We start from the raw sequence: 16,133 nt of genomic DNA, 5'->3' as shown, positions 1-16,133 counted from the left end.
ACTTTTTTCATAAATTAACCAATTGGTTCAATATAATCGACTAATAATTGGAGGTTTCGATTTCCACGAAACTCATTAATTTCTAACTTATAAGCAAATTTTGCCTGCTTAATCGACAAATCGGGATAATACCGAGTATCGATATTAAACGCAATGGCATCTAATAATGGACCACCATTTTTAGGCTCAACAAGCATTTTTAAATGATTTTGATTTTGTCCGATTGCACGTTGCTCAAAAATTTTAAATTCGCCATCAAAAACAGGCTCAGGAAAAGCTTGTCCCCAAGGCCCGCCAGATTTTATCACTTCTGCTGTTTCAATACTAAATTCATTTGCTTGAAGTTCGCCATCCGTCCAAATCACACCTTGTAATTGATCTTCATTTAACCAATCTTGCACCGTTTGATTAAAAATCTTTTGAAAATCAGGGAAAAAGCTTTCTTTAATGCTTAATCCTGCTGCCATGGCATGACCGCCAAATTTTAAAATCATATCCGGATGTTGGGAATGAATACGCTCTAATACATCGCGCATATGCAAGCCTTCAATTGAACGAGCAGAACCTTTTAAAATGCCTTCTTGATCTTGTGCAAAAGCAATGACTGGTCGATGGTATTGATCTTTGATTCGAGAAGCCACAATACCTAATACACCTTGATGCCAATCTGGCTGGAATAAAGCTATCCCCATCGGTAATTCATCAGAAAGTGCGGTGAGATTTCGGCAAATTTCTAAGGCTTCTAACTTCATGCCTTGCTCAATTTCTTTTCTAGCCTGATTCAAGCTGTCCAAATCCAAGGCTTGTGCTCTTGCCTCTTGCATACTTTCTGCAAGTAATAACTCTACACCAACAGACATATTATCTAATCGGCCCGCAGCATTTAAACGTGGTGCAATCGCAAAGCCCAAATCAGCCGAGCAAAGTTTTTCGACTTCTCGATTAGCCACTTCAGCGAGAGCAATAATTCCTGGTCGACAACGTTTCGCACGAATTCTCATCAACCCTTGATGGGCTAAAATACGGTTATTTTGATCAAGGGGAACAACGTCTGCAATCGTGCCGAGCGCAACTAAATCCAGTAATTCAGTAAAATTAGGTTGTGTTTCTGCCGTAAAAATGCCCAACTCGCGAAATTTGGCACGCAAAGCGAGCATTAAATAAAACGCTACGCCTACACCGGCTAAACATTTTGAAGGGAAACCACATTGTTGCAAATTTGGATTAACAATGGCATCAGCATTCGGCAGTATTTCTGGTGGCAAGTGATGATCGGTAATCAACACCTTCACACCCTGCTCTTTTAAATATGCCACTCCCTCAAAAGACGATACCCCGTTATCCACCGTCATTAATAACTGCACGTCTTTTTCCATTGCCATTTCAGCAACGGGTACACTCAAACCATAGCCTTGCTCAAAACGATTCGGTACAAGGTATTCCACATCAGTAAAGCCAAGCATACGCAAAGCTAATACTGAAAGTGCCGTACTGGTTGCCCCGTCTGCATCAAAATCACCGACAATAACAATCTTTTGTTGCTGTTGATAAGCATTAACCAATAAATCTACGGCTTGTTGAATGCCGTGTAATTGATTGGGATTCAGCATTGATTGCAAAGTGCGGTCTAATTCTTGGCTGTTTTTAATATGGCGAGAACGATAGAGACGATCGAGTAATGCATTATCTGAAACAGAATTTCCGGCAGGAATTTCACGACGTTTGATGAGTTTTTTCACGGTGTTTTGTTATTTAAAATTATCACCTAAAGGAACATTTGATATGTGCTTTGATGATATGAATATTTAAAGGGCGTATATCATACGCCCCCACTACTAACAATTATTGTGCAGATTCTTGTAACACAGCTAATAAATCATGAGGTTTTAAATATCCGCCAAGCACTTCACCTGTTGAAGTCACAATACTTGGTGTACCTTGTACGCCGAGTTGTACACCTAAATCATAGTGTCTTTTCACAATGTTAGGCGTTTTCAATTCTTTCGGTAAGTTACCTTTTTCTGCTTCGTTCAATGCAAATACAGGATCTTTCGATGTCCAAATTGCTTCCATTTGGCGAGCAGTTTCATTCATTCCGGCACGTGGGAATGCAAGATAACGAACAGTAATACCTAAATCATTATATTCTTTCACTTGTTGATGAAGGATATGGCAATAATGGCAAGTAATATCCATGAATACGGTCACAACATATTTTTCATTTTTTGCCGGATAAATGATCATTTCGTTTTTTAACGCATTCACTTTATCCGCTAAAAGTTTACCTGCCACATCAACTGGGCCTTTATTTGTTAATTCATACATTTTGCCTTGCAAAACATATTGACCATTTTCGCTCACATATAAAATGCCTTGATCAGTCACGGCTGTTTTAAGGCCTTTTACCGGTGAATCTTTCACTTCAATATTTTTCGCACCTAATGCCTGTAGCTTCGATTTAATCTCAGCATCAGTCGCCATTGCAGTGGCAGAAGCTGTGATTAAAAGTGCGGTCAGTAATTTCTTCATATTTCTTTGTTCCTAAATTTATGAAAATAAGCGCAAATTATAAAGTAATTGAGAATTTATGCAAAATTGTTATTCCTAAAAATAACCAACTAAAAACCTCAATTAAATAGTTGACGAAATCACTACATTTTTTTTACAATGCGCAACGTACCCATGTAGGGGTACAAATTTTATTTTATTCAAAAGAGGTTATCTCAATGAAAAATTTATTAAAAATGACAGCTATCGCAGCATTAACTTTCACTTCTATCAGTGCATTTGCTGCATCTCAACAAGCTGAAGAAGTGAAAAAGTTTCAAGCGTGGGAAGAAACAGCAAGTAAAAAACTTGAAGCAAGTTTTGATGCAATTTCTGTTGCATCTGCAAATAGCAATGCGACCGAAACTGAAGCGGCTGTTGCAGCATTTGATAAACAAGCAGCAGAAAATGTGGCAGAATTGGAAGCATTGGGAATTAAAAGTGAAGAAGTTTCACCACTTGTTTCTATGTATAAAGAATACGTAGATGCTGAAAAAGAAGTGGCCCAACTAATTTTGTCTCAAGTAAAATCACCATCTCTTGACAATGCTGGTAAAGTTCCTGAAGCTGTCGCAAAAGCAAACCAAAAGGATGATGCAATTGACAAATTAGCAGAACAATTAGAAGAAAAATTCCCTGCTGAATAATTTCATTCTTTTTAATCATACTTAAACCTTATTTATTTCAGAAATAAATAAGGTTTTTTGTTTCTCTATAATCTACCCAACCCTAAGCATATCCTTTATAATCCATCTCCCATTTAGCTTAAAAACTTAGTTATTATGTTCGAAATCAATCCAATCAAAAGCAAAATCACCAACCTTTCCGAGCGCACTTCTGTGCTTCGGGGGTATCTTTGACTTCGACGCAAAAGTCGAGCGTTTAGAAGAAGTTAATGCCGAATTAGAACAACCTGATGTGTGGAACGAACCCGAAAAAGCCCAAGCGCTTGGGAAAGAACGCGTTTCACTTGAACAAGTGGTTGATACCATCAAAAATTTAGAACAAGGTTTAGAAGATGTTGAAGGGCTTCTTGAATTAGCCGTTGAAGCTGAGGATGAAGAGACCTTCAATGAAGCTGTTGCCGAATTAGATGAGCTTGAACAACAACTCGCAAAATTAGAATTCCGCCGTATGTTTAGCGGTGAACACGATGCGTGCGATTGCTATGTCGATTTACAAGCCGGTTCAGGTGGTACAGAAGCACAAGACTGGACGGAAATGTTACTTCGCATGTACCTTCGTTGGGCTGAAAGTAAAGGTTTTAAAACTGAATTAATGGAAGTATCCGATGGTGATGTGGCGGGTTTAAAATCAGCGACGATTCGTGTCAGTGGTGAATACGCTTTCGGTTGGTTACGCACAGAAACCGGTATCCATCGTTTAGTGCGCAAAAGCCCATTTGACTCTAATAACCGTCGCCATACATCATTTGCAGCAGCTTTCGTTTATCCTGAAATTGATGACGATATTGATATTGAAATCAATCCGGCCGATTTACGTATTGACGTTTATCGTGCATCTGGTGCGGGTGGTCAGCACGTCAATAAAACTGAAAGTGCGGTGCGTATTACTCACATGCCAAGTGGAATTGTCGTGCAATGTCAAAACGATCGTTCTCAACACAAAAATAAAGATCAAGCCATGAAGCAGTTAAAAGCGAAATTGTATGAGCTTGAGTTACAAAAGAAAAATGCGGATAAACAAGCGATGGAAGATAATAAATCGGATATCGGTTGGGGCAGCCAAATTCGTTCTTATGTACTAGATGATGCGCGCATTAAGGATCTCCGCACAGGCGTTGAAAATCGTAATACACAAGCCGTACTAGATGGCGATCTCGATCGCTTTATTGAGGCAAGCTTGAAAGCAGGGCTTTAATCATCTCTTTTATACAAAAAAAGTGCGGTCAATTTTAACCGCACTTTTTTATTACAACTCTTCTTTTTCTTTCATTTTATTCTTGCCTAGCACTGTATCTTTCATCACCGTCAGCAATTCTTTTTGCACATGAGAAAGTTTTGGTTTTTCCGACTTTTCAAATGCCAGTGGACGACAAAACTCCATAGCCTTAATACCCAATCGAGCTGTCAATAATCCCACGCCAATTCCCTGTGCTGCTCGTGCAGAAAGTTTTGCGGTAATATCTTGCGAAAGCCAATCCATCCCTAAATCTTGCACGATTTCAGTCGCACCGGCAAAAGCAAGATTCACCAATACCATTCTGAGCAAACGAAGACGGGTAAAATACCCAAGCTCAATCCCATAAATCGCTGCAATTTTATTGATTAAACGAATATTGCGCCAAGCAATAAAAAACATATCAATCACAGCTAAAGGACTAATTGCCACAATCACAGCGGATTCTGCCGACATTTTCGTAATCAGTTTTTTCGCTTTTTGATCAAAAGACTGTAACACTGTCTTACTGAATAAATGAGTAACTTCACGAGCAGAATAACTTTCATTCAGCTGTTTTTCCCATTGGACAATTGAGGGATGTTGCGAATCCAATTTTAAGGTATCGGCAATCGATAAACACAAGGCTTTTCCTTGCTCACTATCCTGTTCTGAAAAAACTTGATGATTTTTAACCGCACTTTCACCTATTAATCGCTGACTTTGTTCTTGTAGATTCAACCGTTTTTTGAGTTTCACCAAACGTCGCCATTCTGCGATGATTTCAGATAAACCAAACATCACCACAACAAAACTCACCAAGGCGAAAGCAAGGTAAATCCATTGTTGGTTTTGATAACTATCCCAAATCCATTGAACAGATTGCGCAACCGTCGCCCCTAAAAACAAAAGTGCGGTCAATTTTAAAGCTGTTTTCCAACCACTCGCTTTTGGCTTCACTATTTGTTCAAATTGCTCGTCCAACAACTCTCCTTCTAAAGGTTCATTATCGATGGTTGTTTCAACATTATAAAATTCCTGCTTAGGCAGAATTTCTTGTTCTTCTGGTTGTTGAGATTGTGTGAAAATTTGTTTTGTCATTATTCTTTCCAATAAAAATAGAAATGGTATTTTACTTCGAATTTCTTTAGCAAATCTTAAATGGCTGAAATAAAAAAGCAATATTGACTAGAAAATAAAATGAGCTACTATAGTCATGTCCACAATTAGTTTATCTAATGTGTTAAGTTTTAACTGTTAACTAACTAGAAGGATCTTTTCATGAAGAAACTTATCGCCACTGCGGTGCTCTCCGCATGTTCCATGGCTTATGCCAATACCGACATTCCAAACTACAATACCGATTCTCATCTGTATGAATTCACTCAAACTTATGACTTAGTTGCACCAAAAGGTTCGCAAGGACAAACGAACCTGTGGGTGCCTTTACCGTTTAATGGCGAGTATCAACAGGTAAAATCTATCCATTTTGAAGGTAACTATTTGGATGCCTATGTAACAGAAAACAACAAATATGGTGCTAAAACGCTCTTTGCGACTTGGGATAAAGATGCACAAAAACGCGATTTAAAAATCACTATGGTGATTGAAACCAAAGATCGTGAACCTATGGTTAAAGGTGCGTTGACGAATTACAAGCCACCAAAAGACATTCACTATTCTGTTGATGTACAAGAATATTTAAAACCGACTCAACATATTAAAACTGATGGCATTGCGAAACAGTTCGCCGATAAAATTGTGGGCACTGAAACCAATCCATTGAAAAAAGCTGAGTTGATTCACCAATGGATCGTCAACAATATGGAACGTGACAATTCTGTTCTAGGCTGTGGTGATGGCGATGTAGAAAAAATTCTAACCACTGGTGTGTTAAAAGGTAAATGTACCGATATTAACTCTGTTTTCGTTGCTCTTGCTCGTGCCAGCGGTATTCCTGCTCGTGAAATTTTCGGTATTCGTTTAGGTGCAGCGGATAAAATGGGCAAATATTCCAAAGGTGCATTCGGTAGTGCGGACGAACATGGCGTAGCAAACGTAAGTGGTGGTCAGCATTGTCGTGCTGAGTTCTATCTTGCGGGATTCGGCTGGGTGCCTGTTGATTCTGCAGACGTGGCAAAAATGCGTTTAGCAGAGAAAAAATCGGTTGATGATCAGGATACACAAGCCGTTGCCAAATACTTATTCGGTAACTGGGAAGCAAACTGGGTAGGATTTAATCATGCGCGTGACTTCGATTTATATCCACAGCCAGAACTTGCCCCACTCAACAACTTTGGCTATCCGTATGCCGAAGTCGGTGGTGACCCGCTAAATTCCTTTGATCCGAAAGAATTTAAATATGACTACATCTCTAAAAAGCTCTAATAAATCTTTTTGGGTTGCGATTGCCACCGCGCTAAGTGCTGCGGTGGCATCAACTTTGTGCTGCATTGCGCCTTTAATCTATTTAGTATTTGGCGTGTCATCTACATGGTTGATTGGCTTGGGTGAATATGATTATTTACGCATTCCTATGCTTATCGTTTCATTATGCGCCTTTGCCTACGGCTTTTGGTTATTGATGTTTTCCAAAAAAATCATTTGCAGCAAATACATTTCCCGTAAAAAGCTTATTGTTTTGTACTGGATTGTATTTATCGTCATGCTCTTTTTCTTAACTTATCCAACCATTTTACCGTGGATTTTAGAGCTTTCTAATTAGGAACAAAAAATGAAGAAATTAACGACCGCACTTTTGCTTTCATTATTCATCTTCTCTGCCGCTCAGGCGGAAGAAACAAAGCAAGTTGTGCTAAAAGTGAATGAAATGAACTGCCAGCTTTGTGCTTATTTGGTGAATAAAGAATTACGTAATATTGATGGCGTGATTTCCACTAAAGCCTCCATTAAAGATAGAACTGTGACTGTTGTAGAAGATCCGAAAGTTTCTGATGAGCAATTGATTCATGCGATTCATAAATTGGAATATACGGCGGAAGTAGTTAAGTAAAGTGGTAAAAAAATAAAAGTGCGGTCAAAATTGACCGCACTTTTTTATCTTTAAGAATCGACTTATTTAATCACGCCACATGCCATACGTGGGCCGCCACCGCCAAGTGGAGCTGGATGATCTGAGTGGTTATCACCGCCCGCGTGAATCATAATAGAATGACCACGAACTTCATCTAATTTTTTAAGACGTGGCGCTAAAACAGGGTTAGTTGCTGTACCATCATGTAATACAGTTAAAGCCGGTAAGTCACCTAAGTGAGCATCATCTTGCCATGGGTAACCGTGTTGTTTTGCGCCTTTAGGATCCCAGTGACCGCCAGCCGCTAAACCTGCTGTTAATTTACCGTCTTTTTCTTTTGGATCACAGCTTGGATTTTCATGAATGTGGAAACCATGTAAACCTTCAGCTAAACCTTGTAGATTTGGTGTAAACACTAAACCATAATTTGATTCAGTAATGGTTACAGTCCCTACATCCTTGTTACCATTTGCAGGATCTAATTGTTGTACTTTTACTTCGATTGAAGGACCTGCTGGTTTTGCCATATGGTCATGTGCATTTGCCACGCCAGCAGCACAAATTCCGCTGATTGCTAATGCTAAGAGAGTTTTCATTTTCATCATAAGCTCCTTTACTTTAGAAAGACTCAAATTAATTCTACCTAAATACCAATAAAAAAATAGTGGTTTATATTAAGTATTTGACAATTAAATCGATTTGATTTTTCTATCAATCAAACCTATCCGCCAATAAAAACTGTAAAACTGCATCCATTCTTAAATGCGGGATGCTTTCACCCTGTTGTAAAACTTGAGGTTCAAAGGAATCAAAATCAAAAGATTGTTTTGACCAGAACTCTGCACTAGGTAGTTTACTTGGTACAGACCCCGGATAAAGCGTAATAAGTTGCTTATCTACAGAACGCACTCCTTGAATAGCTTTGATTTGTTTACCGTTTTGATTAACTAAAACTTGTTTTGTCGCTCGAATCGCAGCAATTGCCGTGTATTCTGTATCAATCCCTTCAAATTCAACATGACGACCGCCCTCTTGCACCAATTGACGCATAAGGCTAATTAAGTTTTGAATTTGATCGGTTGTGATATGATCGGCTTTTGTTGCCACAAACATTAACTTATCAATATTCGGGGAAAACAAACGATTAAGTAAATTGCGCTTCCCATAATGGAAATTTTTGAAAAGCTGATTAAGCCCTGTTTGCATATCGATAAAAGCTTGTTGGCTATGATTTAGTGGAGTTAAGCAATCGGCTAAAATCACTTGGCGATCAAAAGTAGAAAAATAATTTTCATAAAAGCCTTTCACCACCTTATTACGATAATAATCATATCGCTTATTCAACACGGCAAAATAGCTATTGGATTTCGCCTCTCTTTTCAGTTTTGACCATTGTTCTTCCGACAAATGCAATAACGGGAAAAATTGTAATACAGGTGCGCCTTCTAATTCCCCAGGCAAGACAAATCGGCCAGGTTGAATAAATTGCATTCCTTCTGCTTTGCAGGCAAGCAAATAATCGGTATAAGATTTTGCAATCTGCGCTAAAACATCTTCATTGACGACCGCACTTAGGTCGAGCTTTTTCAGTTTATCCAACCAATCTTGAGCAAACTGCTGGCGAATACCTGATGTAATTTTGGCTTGTTCAAATGACCATTGTTGAAAATCTAAATTCAGCAAAGGTAAATCTAATAGCCATTCACCAGGATAATCAAAAATATCCAAATATAATGTGCCACGTTCTTTAAAATGGCGAAGTAAGCCCGATTGGCGTTCAAAACGAATAGCAAGGCGTGTTTCACTTACGCCTCGAGTAGATTGGCACCACTGTGGTGGATTATTCATTAAATCATTGAGATTCGCTTCATAATCAAAACGTGGAATACTTAAATCCTGCTGAGGAACACGTTTTACCGCTAAAATAGATTGATTTCGAGCAGCCTCAAATAAAGGAAGATGAGCATTTCCCTCTTGATTAATATGTAACAATTGATTAATCAAACTCGTAATAAAAGCCGTTTTACCGCTTCGACTTAGCCCTGTCACAGCCAGACGCAAAGTGCGGTCAAATCCACGATTGATTATTTGATTAATTTCCCGATTAATTGATTTAAACATATCCTAAAAATCCAATAACTAGCCATTTTTGCCAAGATATTTTACAATTCACTCAATTTATCACAAAACGGTCTTTAATAATAAAGCTATGTTACGTCGAAATGTCACTTTTTGTTTTTTATTGTGTGGGTTGAGCCAAATTAATCTGGCACAAGCCGCACCAAGCATACCCAAAATGCTGACAGAAAACGGCTTAACCTACTGCACGAATGCATCGGGCTTTTCCTTTAACCCGCAAACCGCTGATGCCGGCACTAGTATGAATGTAGTGACGGAGCAAATTTATAACAAATTGTTTGATATTAAAGACCATAGTGCTGCGCTTGTTCCTGTGTTAGCCCAATCTTATTCTCTTTCATCTGATGGAAAACAAATTCTCATTAACCTTCGTAAAGGGGTGAAATTCCATCATACCCCTTGGTTTACGCCTACGCGTGACTTTAATGCAGAAGATGTGGTCTTTTCGATTAATCGTGTTTTAGGACACGATACTTACCTGCCTACACTTTCTGATGATGTGGTCACCTACAAAAATCCACAATATAGAATCTTCCATGAGCAGGCTAAGAAGGTTCACTTTCCGTATTTTGAAAGTATTAAATTAAACCAAAAAATTAAAAGCATCACAGCAACGAACCCTTATCAGGTCAAAATTGATCTATTTGAACCCGATGCTTCAATTCTGTCACATCTTGCCAGTCAATACTCTATTATTTTCTCGCAAGAATATGCGTATCAATTAAGTGCGGATGATAACCTCACCCAATTGGATACGCATCCTGTTGGCACGGGCCCTTATCAAGTAAAAGATTACGTGTATAACCAATATGTTCGCTTGGTTCGCAATGAGGATTATTGGAAAAAAGAAGCCAAAATTAAAAATATTATTGTGGATCTTTCTGCGGATCGTACAGGACGTTTAATTAAATTCTTTAATAATGAATGTCAAATCGCGTCTTATCCTGAAGTCAGTCAACTCGGTTTGTTAAGCGAAAAAGATGATCGTTATTATCTGCAATCTACAGATGGAATGAACCTAGCCTATTTGGCTTTCAATTTCCAAAAGCCATTAATGCAGGATAAAACCATTCGCCAAGCCATTTCACAAAGCTTAAATCGTTTTAGAATTGTGCGAAATATTTACCATAATACAGCAACCGTAGCGAATAACATTATCCCTGATATATCTTGGGCTTCTGCGATTAATACGCCTGATTTTTCTTATGATTATCAACCCTCAGAAGCGGAAAAAACATTACGTGATAAAAAACTCGCGTTAAAGATGTGGGTAATAAACGAAGAACAAGTATATAACCCTGCACCAATTAAAATGGCAGAGCTCATCAAATGGGATTTAGCCAAAGCGGGAGTGGATGTTAAAGTGCGGTCAGTAACACGCACGTTTTTAATCGAACAATTGCGAAAAGGCACAGAAGATTATGATTTAATCTTAACAGGTTGGCTTGCTGGAAACCTTGATCCTGACGGTTTTATGCGCCCGATTTTAAGTTGTGATACACAAAAGGAAATCACTAATCTATCCAATTGGTGTAACCCTGAATTTGATAAGATGATGGATCGCGCACTATCCACTAATCATTTATATGAACGGTCTAAAGCGTATAACAATGCGCAAGAGCTCATTTTGAACGAATTACCTATTGTGCCAATTGCAAACGTAAAACGACTTTTAGTCGCACGTGGTAATGTAAAAGGAATTGAAATGACTCCATTTGGTAGCATCAATTTTTCTACCTTGTATTTCATGAAAAATAAGGAGAAAAAATAATGCTCTTTTCAGCAATTCGTTACGTCATTTGGGTAAGCATTTTATTATTGATTTTATCCGTATTAAGTTTTGTGATTTTAATGCGAGATCCGCTCAATGCTGATCTTGTCACAAGTAACATTTATAGTGCTTATTATCATTACCTTACATCATTGTTACAGGGCGATTTAGGAATTACCTATAACGGCGGAGAATCGTTAAAAGATTTAATTTTTACTGTATTACCACCTACATTAGAGCTCTGTTTTACCGCACTTTTATTGGCTTGCATCTTAGGTATTCCTCTCGGCGTATTAAGTGCGGTCTATAATCAGCGTCCTTGTGCACGCGCATTGCAAAGTATCTCTAATGTTGGTTTATCTATTCCTATTTTCTGGTTTGCCCCGATTTTACTCTATGTAGCAGCGATTCAAAGCTGGGAGATTGCAGCCATCGGGCAGTATAATTTGCTGTATGAAATCAAACCTATCACAGGTTTCCCTACCATTGACATGTGGTTTGTTGATATCCCTTACCGAACCAAAATCGTACAAAACGTTTTACAGCATTTAGCCTTACCGACATTAGTGCTTTGTATTCTGCCGACAATGGAATTTATCCGCATCATTCAGCAACGAGCTGATTATTTACTTCAACAAGAATATGCCAAAGCGGCTGTAACACGTGGATGGTCGAAATGGACAATTTTAAAACGTTACGTTTTTCGTAATACATTTCCATTATTGATTCCACAGCTTACTCGCGTATTTACCTTAGTATTAACACAATGTATGTTGGTAGAAAACGTTTTAGGTTGGCCAGGAATAGGACGTTGGCTGATTGATGCCGTAACCCAACAAGATTACAACAGTATTTCTGCCGGTGTCGTAGTGATCGGTGTTTGCATCATCATTATTGATACCTTAGCCAAGTCGCTGATGTTTATGTTAGATCCATTTAATAAGAAGGGCTGGTATGCAAGATAGAGAACCTGATGAATTTCGTGAAAGCACCTCCTTCTTTCAAATTTGGTTGCTTTTCCGCCAAAATCGTGTGGCATTATTTAGTTTCTATTTATTTTTTATCCTGATTTTGGTCGCTATTTTCCCGAAACTCATCATGCCTTATAGCGAAAGCATGGAGTTTGTGGGAGAAGAATTGATGCCGCCATCTTGGGTAGAAAAAGGTCGTATCGCCTTTTTCTTTGGCACGGACGATCTTGGCCGAGATGTACTCAGTCGATTAATAATGGGGACACAATACACTCTTGGTTCATCCCTTTTGGTGGTTATCGCTGTGGCAATTATTGGGGGCGCACTAGGTATTCTTGCGGGCATGTCTGACGGGATTAAAGCGCGTTTTTTAGGTCATTTTTTCGATGCTTTTTTATCGATTCCTATTTTGCTGATTGCCATTATCATTTCCACGTTAATGGAACCGAGCTTAATGAATGCGATGTTTGCTACCCTATTAGCTATTTTGCCGTATTTTGTGCATGCCATTTATCAAGCCATTCAACAAGAGCTGAAGAAAGACTATGTTCTCCTACTCAAATTAGATGGCATTTCAAATTGGGAGCTACTAAAAACTACAATCTTGCCTAATATTAGTGCTATCTATACGCAAGAAATCGCCCGTGCGTTTGTGGTGGCAATTTTAGATATCACAGCATTAAGCTTTATTTCTCTTGGTGCGCAACGCCCTATGCCAGAATGGGGGGCGATGATCAAAGACTCACTGGAGTTAATTTATCTTGCGCCTTGGACTGTTTTATTACCTGGTTTTGCTATTATTTTTACCATTTTATTAAGCATTATTTTTACTAACGGATTGTGTCAAGCAATCAATAAATATTACGAGTAACCCATGGCGCTGTTAGATATTCGCAATCTTAATATTGAAATTCAAACACCAAACGGCCGCATAAAAATTGTGGACGGCGTCAATCTTTCGCTTAATGAAGGGGAAATTCTAGGGCTCGTCGGTGAATCAGGTTCAGGTAAAAGCTTAATCGCTAAAGTGATCAGTAATTCTATCAAGGAAAACTGGATTGTCACCGCTGACCGTTTTCGTTTTAATGATGTTGAATTGCTTAAACTGACTCCGAATCAACGTCGAAAAATCGTTGGAAAAGAAATTTCAATGATTTTCCAAAATCCATTAAGCTGCCTAGACCCAAGTCGAAAAATCGGCAAACAGCTTATCCAAAGTATTCCCAATTGGACCTTTAAAGGCCGTTGGTGGCAATGGTTTGGTTGGAAAAAACGTCGCGCAATTGAACTACTACACCGCGTAGGTATCAAAGATCACCAAGACATTATGGCAAGTTATCCAGATGACCTCACTGAAGGTGAAGGGCAAAAAGTGATGATCGCTGTAGCAGTGGCGAATCAACCTCGCCTATTAATTGCGGACGAACCCACTAATTCTTTGGAATCCATTACGGCTTTGCAGATTTTCCGCTTGCTTTCAAGTATGAACCAAAACCAAGGTACAACGATTTTATTAGCAAGTAACGATCTTAAAAGTATAAGTGAATGGTGTGATAGCATTTCCGTCCTTTATTGTGGGCAAAATACGGAATCAGGACCAACTGAACAATTATTGGAAACGCCTCATCACCCTTATACGCAAGCCTTGCTCTACTCTGTGCCAGATTTTAGTCGTCCTTTAAGTTTTAAAAGCAAATTAGGAACACTAGAAGGCACCGTACCAATTTTGGAACAAATGCCTATTGGTTGTCGTTTAGGGCCTCGTTGTCCTTTCGCTCAACGTGAATGTATTCAAAAACCAAGCCGCTATCGTATTAAACAGCATGAGTTCTCCTGCCATCATCCGATTAATCTTCGAGAACGGCAGTTTAAAGATAAAGTGGCAGCTTCACCGCTTACGCTCAACACTGAATCAAAAGGAAACGAATAATGCCATTATTAAAAGTGGAAAATCTCAGTAAAACCTTTGATGGTCCAGCCAAACTTTTTGGCTCTGAGCGGTTTTATGCGGTAAAGGACGTCAGCTTTTCGCTTAGTCGGAAAGAAACGCTTGCGATTATTGGTAAAAATGGCTCAGGAAAATCAACCTTAGTGAAAATGATTGCAGGGATTACGTCCCCGACTTCGGGAAAAATCTTATTTAATGATTTACCACTCCAATTTGAAGATTTTCACTATCGCGCGCAACATATCCGAATGGTTTTCCAGGATGCGAATTCAGCGTTTAACCCTCGCTTAAATATTGGTCAAGCCTTAGATGCACCGCTGCGATTAATTACCGATTGGGATGAAGAAACGCGCAATCAAAAGATCTTTGAAACGCTTTCGTTGGTAGGGCTTTATCCTGATTACACCAACCTTAAAATTAAACATCTCTCTGTCAGTCAAAAACAACGGATCGCTTTGGCTCGCGCACTCATTCTTCAGCCTGAAGTGATTATTATTGATGATGCACTTGGTACATTAGATGCCTCCGTTCGCGTTCAATTGCTTAATCTAATTTTAGATTTACAAGAACACTTAGGCATTTCCTATATTTATATTGGACAAAATTTAGGCATTATCAAACATATTGCAGATCAAGTTTTGGTGATGGATGATGGTGAAATTATCGAATCTGGTACACCAAGAGAAATCTTTTCTAATCCTCAAAATAATATTACTCGCCTACTTGTAGAAAGCCATTTTGGTCAATTGCTTGATGAAAATGCTTGGCAAACAACGACTTCCTAATTCTCTTTAAAATAAGTTAGGCATAGACATCTCAAAAAAACGTCTTTAAAATTGACCGCTCTTTTCATTCTTTTTAACAAAATAGGAAAGCAATTATGCAAGCATTATTAAAACTCACTAACTTTGTGAGTAAAACTTTCGCATTATGGGCGATTGTTTTTGCTCTTCTCGCCTTTCTCTTCCCTGCACAATTTAAAATTTTTGCGCCATACATTCCTTACCTTTTAGGTTTAGTCATGTTTGGTATGGGGATTACCTTAACCTTTGCTGATTTCAGTGAAGTGGCTAAACATCCTAAATCTGTATTCATTGGTGTGGCAGGTCAATTTATCATTATGCCTGCTATCGCATTCGGATTAGCGAAAGCTTTCGATTTGCCAGCTGATTTAGCGGTCGGTGTCATTCTTGTGGGGGCTTGCCCGGGTGGTACTTCATCAAACGTAATGACTTACTTAGCGAGAGGTAACACAGCGCTTTCTGTCGCATGTACAACAATCTCAACCTTACTTTCACCATTATTAACGCCTGCTATTTTCTATGTGTTAGCAAGTCAATGGTTAGATATTAATGCGGGCGCGATGTTTATGTCTGTATTACAAATGGTATTATTCCCAATTTTCTTAGGTTTAGTTGTTCGTGCACTCTTCAAAAAACAGGTGGAACAAGCAAGCCAAACTATGCCATTAGTGTCTGTTATTTCTATTGTATTAATCCTTGCAGCCGTCGTAGCAGTAAGTAAAGATAAGATCGTAGAATCTGGCCTATTAATTTTCAGCGTAGTGGTTTTACATAACTGCTTAGGCTATTTAATTGGCTACTTTGCGGCAAAATTATTTAAACTTAATACGGCGGATAGTAAAGCGGTGGCAATTGAAGTCGGTATGCAAAACTCAGGTTTAGGTGCGGCATTAGCTGCTGCTCATTTTAACCCAATTGCAGCGGTACCAAGTGCTTTATTTAGTTTCTGGCACAATGTATCGGGTCCAATTTTGGCAAATATTTTCTCTAATATCAAAAATGAAAAATAAGCGATTTGGGT

Annotated in this window: 16 protein-coding genes; 11 read left to right on the top strand and 5 right to left on the bottom strand. The window is 38.7% G+C overall.

What is annotated here, in order from left to right:
• Nucleotides 1–14: 14 nt before the first annotated feature.
• The gene (recJ, locus tag PARA_RS07545) at nucleotides 15–1,739 is read right to left on the bottom strand and encodes a single-stranded-DNA-specific exonuclease RecJ (protein ID WP_014065242.1); all 1,725 of its coding nucleotides are present in this window, start codon (nucleotides 1,737–1,739) and stop codon (nucleotides 15–17) included.
• 103 nt (nucleotides 1,740–1,842) lie between these two features.
• Complete coding sequence (dsbC, locus tag PARA_RS07540) at nucleotides 1,843–2,529, bottom strand: bifunctional protein-disulfide isomerase/oxidoreductase DsbC (protein ID WP_014065241.1); 687 nt, start codon at nucleotides 2,527–2,529, stop codon at nucleotides 1,843–1,845.
• Between the two features lie 197 nt (nucleotides 2,530–2,726).
• On the opposite strand from dsbC, the gene PARA_RS07535 reads away from it, so the two are divergent.
• The gene (locus PARA_RS07535) at nucleotides 2,727–3,194 is read left to right on the top strand and encodes a hypothetical protein (RefSeq protein ID WP_014065240.1); all 468 of its coding nucleotides are present in this window, start codon (nucleotides 2,727–2,729) and stop codon (nucleotides 3,192–3,194) included.
• Nucleotides 3,195–3,329: 135 nt separating this feature from the next.
• Nucleotides 3,330–4,428 (top strand): peptide chain release factor 2 gene (gene prfB / locus PARA_RS07530; RefSeq protein WP_155106197.1). Its coding sequence is split into 2 segments (ribosomal slippage): nucleotides 3,330–3,404 and nucleotides 3,406–4,428, totalling 1,098 coding nucleotides; the frame shifts between segments, so codons are not numbered across the junction.
• Nucleotides 4,429–4,479: 51 nt separating this feature from the next.
• Here prfB and PARA_RS07525 read toward each other — a convergent pair.
• Nucleotides 4,480–5,547, bottom strand: a complete 1,068-nt coding sequence (locus PARA_RS07525; protein ID WP_014065238.1) for a TIGR01620 family protein — start codon at nucleotides 5,545–5,547, stop codon at nucleotides 4,480–4,482.
• 180 nt (nucleotides 5,548–5,727) lie between these two features.
• On the opposite strand from PARA_RS07525, the gene PARA_RS07520 reads away from it, so the two are divergent.
• Genes PARA_RS07520 through PARA_RS07510 form a run of 3 tightly spaced genes read left to right on the top strand, consistent with a single transcriptional unit; the run spans nucleotide 5,728 to nucleotide 7,459 of the window.
• Nucleotides 5,728–6,834: a transglutaminase-like domain-containing protein gene (locus PARA_RS07520; protein ID WP_014065237.1), complete on the top strand. Its 1,107-nt coding sequence runs from the start codon at nucleotides 5,728–5,730 to the stop codon at nucleotides 6,832–6,834.
• Complete coding sequence (locus PARA_RS07515; RefSeq protein WP_005695901.1) at nucleotides 6,809–7,171, top strand: mercuric transporter MerT family protein; 363 nt, start codon at nucleotides 6,809–6,811, stop codon at nucleotides 7,169–7,171. The genes PARA_RS07520 and PARA_RS07515 overlap by 26 nt, the downstream gene beginning before the upstream one ends.
• Before the next feature lie 9 nt (nucleotides 7,172–7,180).
• On the top strand, nucleotides 7,181–7,459 hold the full coding sequence (locus PARA_RS07510; protein ID WP_014065236.1) for a heavy-metal-associated domain-containing protein: 279 nt from the start codon (nucleotides 7,181–7,183) through the stop codon (nucleotides 7,457–7,459).
• A 62-nt stretch (nucleotides 7,460–7,521) separates the two neighbouring features.
• Here PARA_RS07510 and sodC read toward each other — a convergent pair whose 3' ends face one another.
• Together sodC and PARA_RS07500 are read right to left on the bottom strand one after the other, a co-directional pair.
• Nucleotides 7,522–8,082 (bottom strand): superoxide dismutase family protein, encoded by a 561-nt coding sequence (gene sodC, locus PARA_RS07505; RefSeq protein ID WP_005695896.1) that lies wholly within the window; start codon nucleotides 8,080–8,082, stop codon nucleotides 7,522–7,524.
• A gap of 109 nt (nucleotides 8,083–8,191) precedes the next feature.
• Entirely contained in the window at nucleotides 8,192–9,601 is a 1,410-nt protein-coding gene (locus PARA_RS07500) for a YcjX family protein (RefSeq protein ID WP_014065235.1), read from the bottom strand.
• 88 nt (nucleotides 9,602–9,689) lie between these two features.
• On the opposite strand from PARA_RS07500, the gene PARA_RS07495 reads away from it, so the two are divergent.
• The 6 genes from PARA_RS07495 to PARA_RS07470 all read left to right on the top strand — a co-directional run bounded on the left by PARA_RS07495 (nucleotide 9,690) and on the right by PARA_RS07470 (nucleotide 16,122).
• Nucleotides 9,690–11,390: an ABC transporter substrate-binding protein gene (locus PARA_RS07495; RefSeq protein ID WP_014065234.1), complete on the top strand. Its 1,701-nt coding sequence runs from the start codon at nucleotides 9,690–9,692 to the stop codon at nucleotides 11,388–11,390.
• Nucleotides 11,390–12,355 carry an ABC transporter permease gene (locus tag PARA_RS07490; RefSeq protein ID WP_014065233.1) on the top strand — a complete coding sequence of 322 codons (966 nt, stop codon included), beginning with the start codon at nucleotides 11,390–11,392 and terminating at the stop codon, nucleotides 12,353–12,355. Before PARA_RS07495 ends, PARA_RS07490 begins: the two co-directional genes overlap by 1 nt.
• Nucleotides 12,345–13,232 carry an ABC transporter permease subunit gene (locus tag PARA_RS07485; protein ID WP_014065232.1) on the top strand — a complete coding sequence of 296 codons (888 nt, stop codon included), beginning with the start codon at nucleotides 12,345–12,347 and terminating at the stop codon, nucleotides 13,230–13,232. Before PARA_RS07490 ends, PARA_RS07485 begins: the two co-directional genes overlap by 11 nt.
• 3 nt (nucleotides 13,233–13,235) lie before the next feature.
• A complete protein-coding gene (locus PARA_RS07480) occupies nucleotides 13,236–14,291 on the top strand; it encodes an oligopeptide/dipeptide ABC transporter ATP-binding protein (RefSeq protein WP_014065231.1) in 1,056 nt (351 codons plus the stop codon).
• Complete coding sequence (locus tag PARA_RS07475) at nucleotides 14,291–15,094, top strand: ATP-binding cassette domain-containing protein (protein WP_014065230.1); 804 nt, start codon at nucleotides 14,291–14,293, stop codon at nucleotides 15,092–15,094. Before PARA_RS07480 ends, PARA_RS07475 begins: the two co-directional genes overlap by 1 nt.
• Nucleotides 15,095–15,189: 95 nt before the next feature.
• Complete coding sequence (locus tag PARA_RS07470; protein WP_014065229.1) at nucleotides 15,190–16,122, top strand: bile acid:sodium symporter family protein; 933 nt, start codon at nucleotides 15,190–15,192, stop codon at nucleotides 16,120–16,122.
• The last annotated feature ends 11 nt before the right edge of the window (nucleotides 16,123–16,133 follow it).

The organism is Haemophilus parainfluenzae T3T1 (assembly GCF_000210895.1).
In the GTDB taxonomy this organism is placed as follows: domain Bacteria; phylum Pseudomonadota; class Gammaproteobacteria; order Enterobacterales; family Pasteurellaceae; genus Haemophilus_D; species Haemophilus_D parainfluenzae_A.
The sequence above is the reverse complement of the archived record's forward strand: the minus strand, read 5'-3'. Positions and strand labels throughout refer to the sequence as shown.

Coding starts and splice junctions, on each gene's coding strand:
- dsbC (WP_014065241.1), bottom strand. CDS start 2,529: ATGAAGAAATTACTGACCGCACTTTTAATCACAGCTTCTGCCACTGCA.
- PARA_RS07535 (WP_014065240.1), top strand. CDS start 2,727: ATGAAAAATTTATTAAAAATGACAGCTATCGCAGCATTAACTTTCACT.
- PARA_RS07525 (WP_014065238.1), bottom strand. CDS start 5,547: ATGACAAAACAAATTTTCACACAATCTCAACAACCAGAAGAACAAGAA.
- PARA_RS07520 (WP_014065237.1), top strand. CDS start 5,728: ATGAAGAAACTTATCGCCACTGCGGTGCTCTCCGCATGTTCCATGGCT.
- PARA_RS07515 (WP_005695901.1), top strand. CDS start 6,809: ATGACTACATCTCTAAAAAGCTCTAATAAATCTTTTTGGGTTGCGATT.
- PARA_RS07510 (WP_014065236.1), top strand. CDS start 7,181: ATGAAGAAATTAACGACCGCACTTTTGCTTTCATTATTCATCTTCTCT.
- sodC (WP_005695896.1), bottom strand. CDS start 8,082: ATGAAAATGAAAACTCTCTTAGCATTAGCAATCAGCGGAATTTGTGCT.
- PARA_RS07500 (WP_014065235.1), bottom strand. CDS start 9,601: ATGTTTAAATCAATTAATCGGGAAATTAATCAAATAATCAATCGTGGA.
- PARA_RS07495 (WP_014065234.1), top strand. CDS start 9,690: ATGTTACGTCGAAATGTCACTTTTTGTTTTTTATTGTGTGGGTTGAGC.
- PARA_RS07490 (WP_014065233.1), top strand. CDS start 11,390: ATGCTCTTTTCAGCAATTCGTTACGTCATTTGGGTAAGCATTTTATTA.
- PARA_RS07485 (WP_014065232.1), top strand. CDS start 12,345: ATGCAAGATAGAGAACCTGATGAATTTCGTGAAAGCACCTCCTTCTTT.
- PARA_RS07480 (WP_014065231.1), top strand. CDS start 13,236: ATGGCGCTGTTAGATATTCGCAATCTTAATATTGAAATTCAAACACCA.
- PARA_RS07475 (WP_014065230.1), top strand. CDS start 14,291: ATGCCATTATTAAAAGTGGAAAATCTCAGTAAAACCTTTGATGGTCCA.
- PARA_RS07470 (WP_014065229.1), top strand. CDS start 15,190: ATGCAAGCATTATTAAAACTCACTAACTTTGTGAGTAAAACTTTCGCA.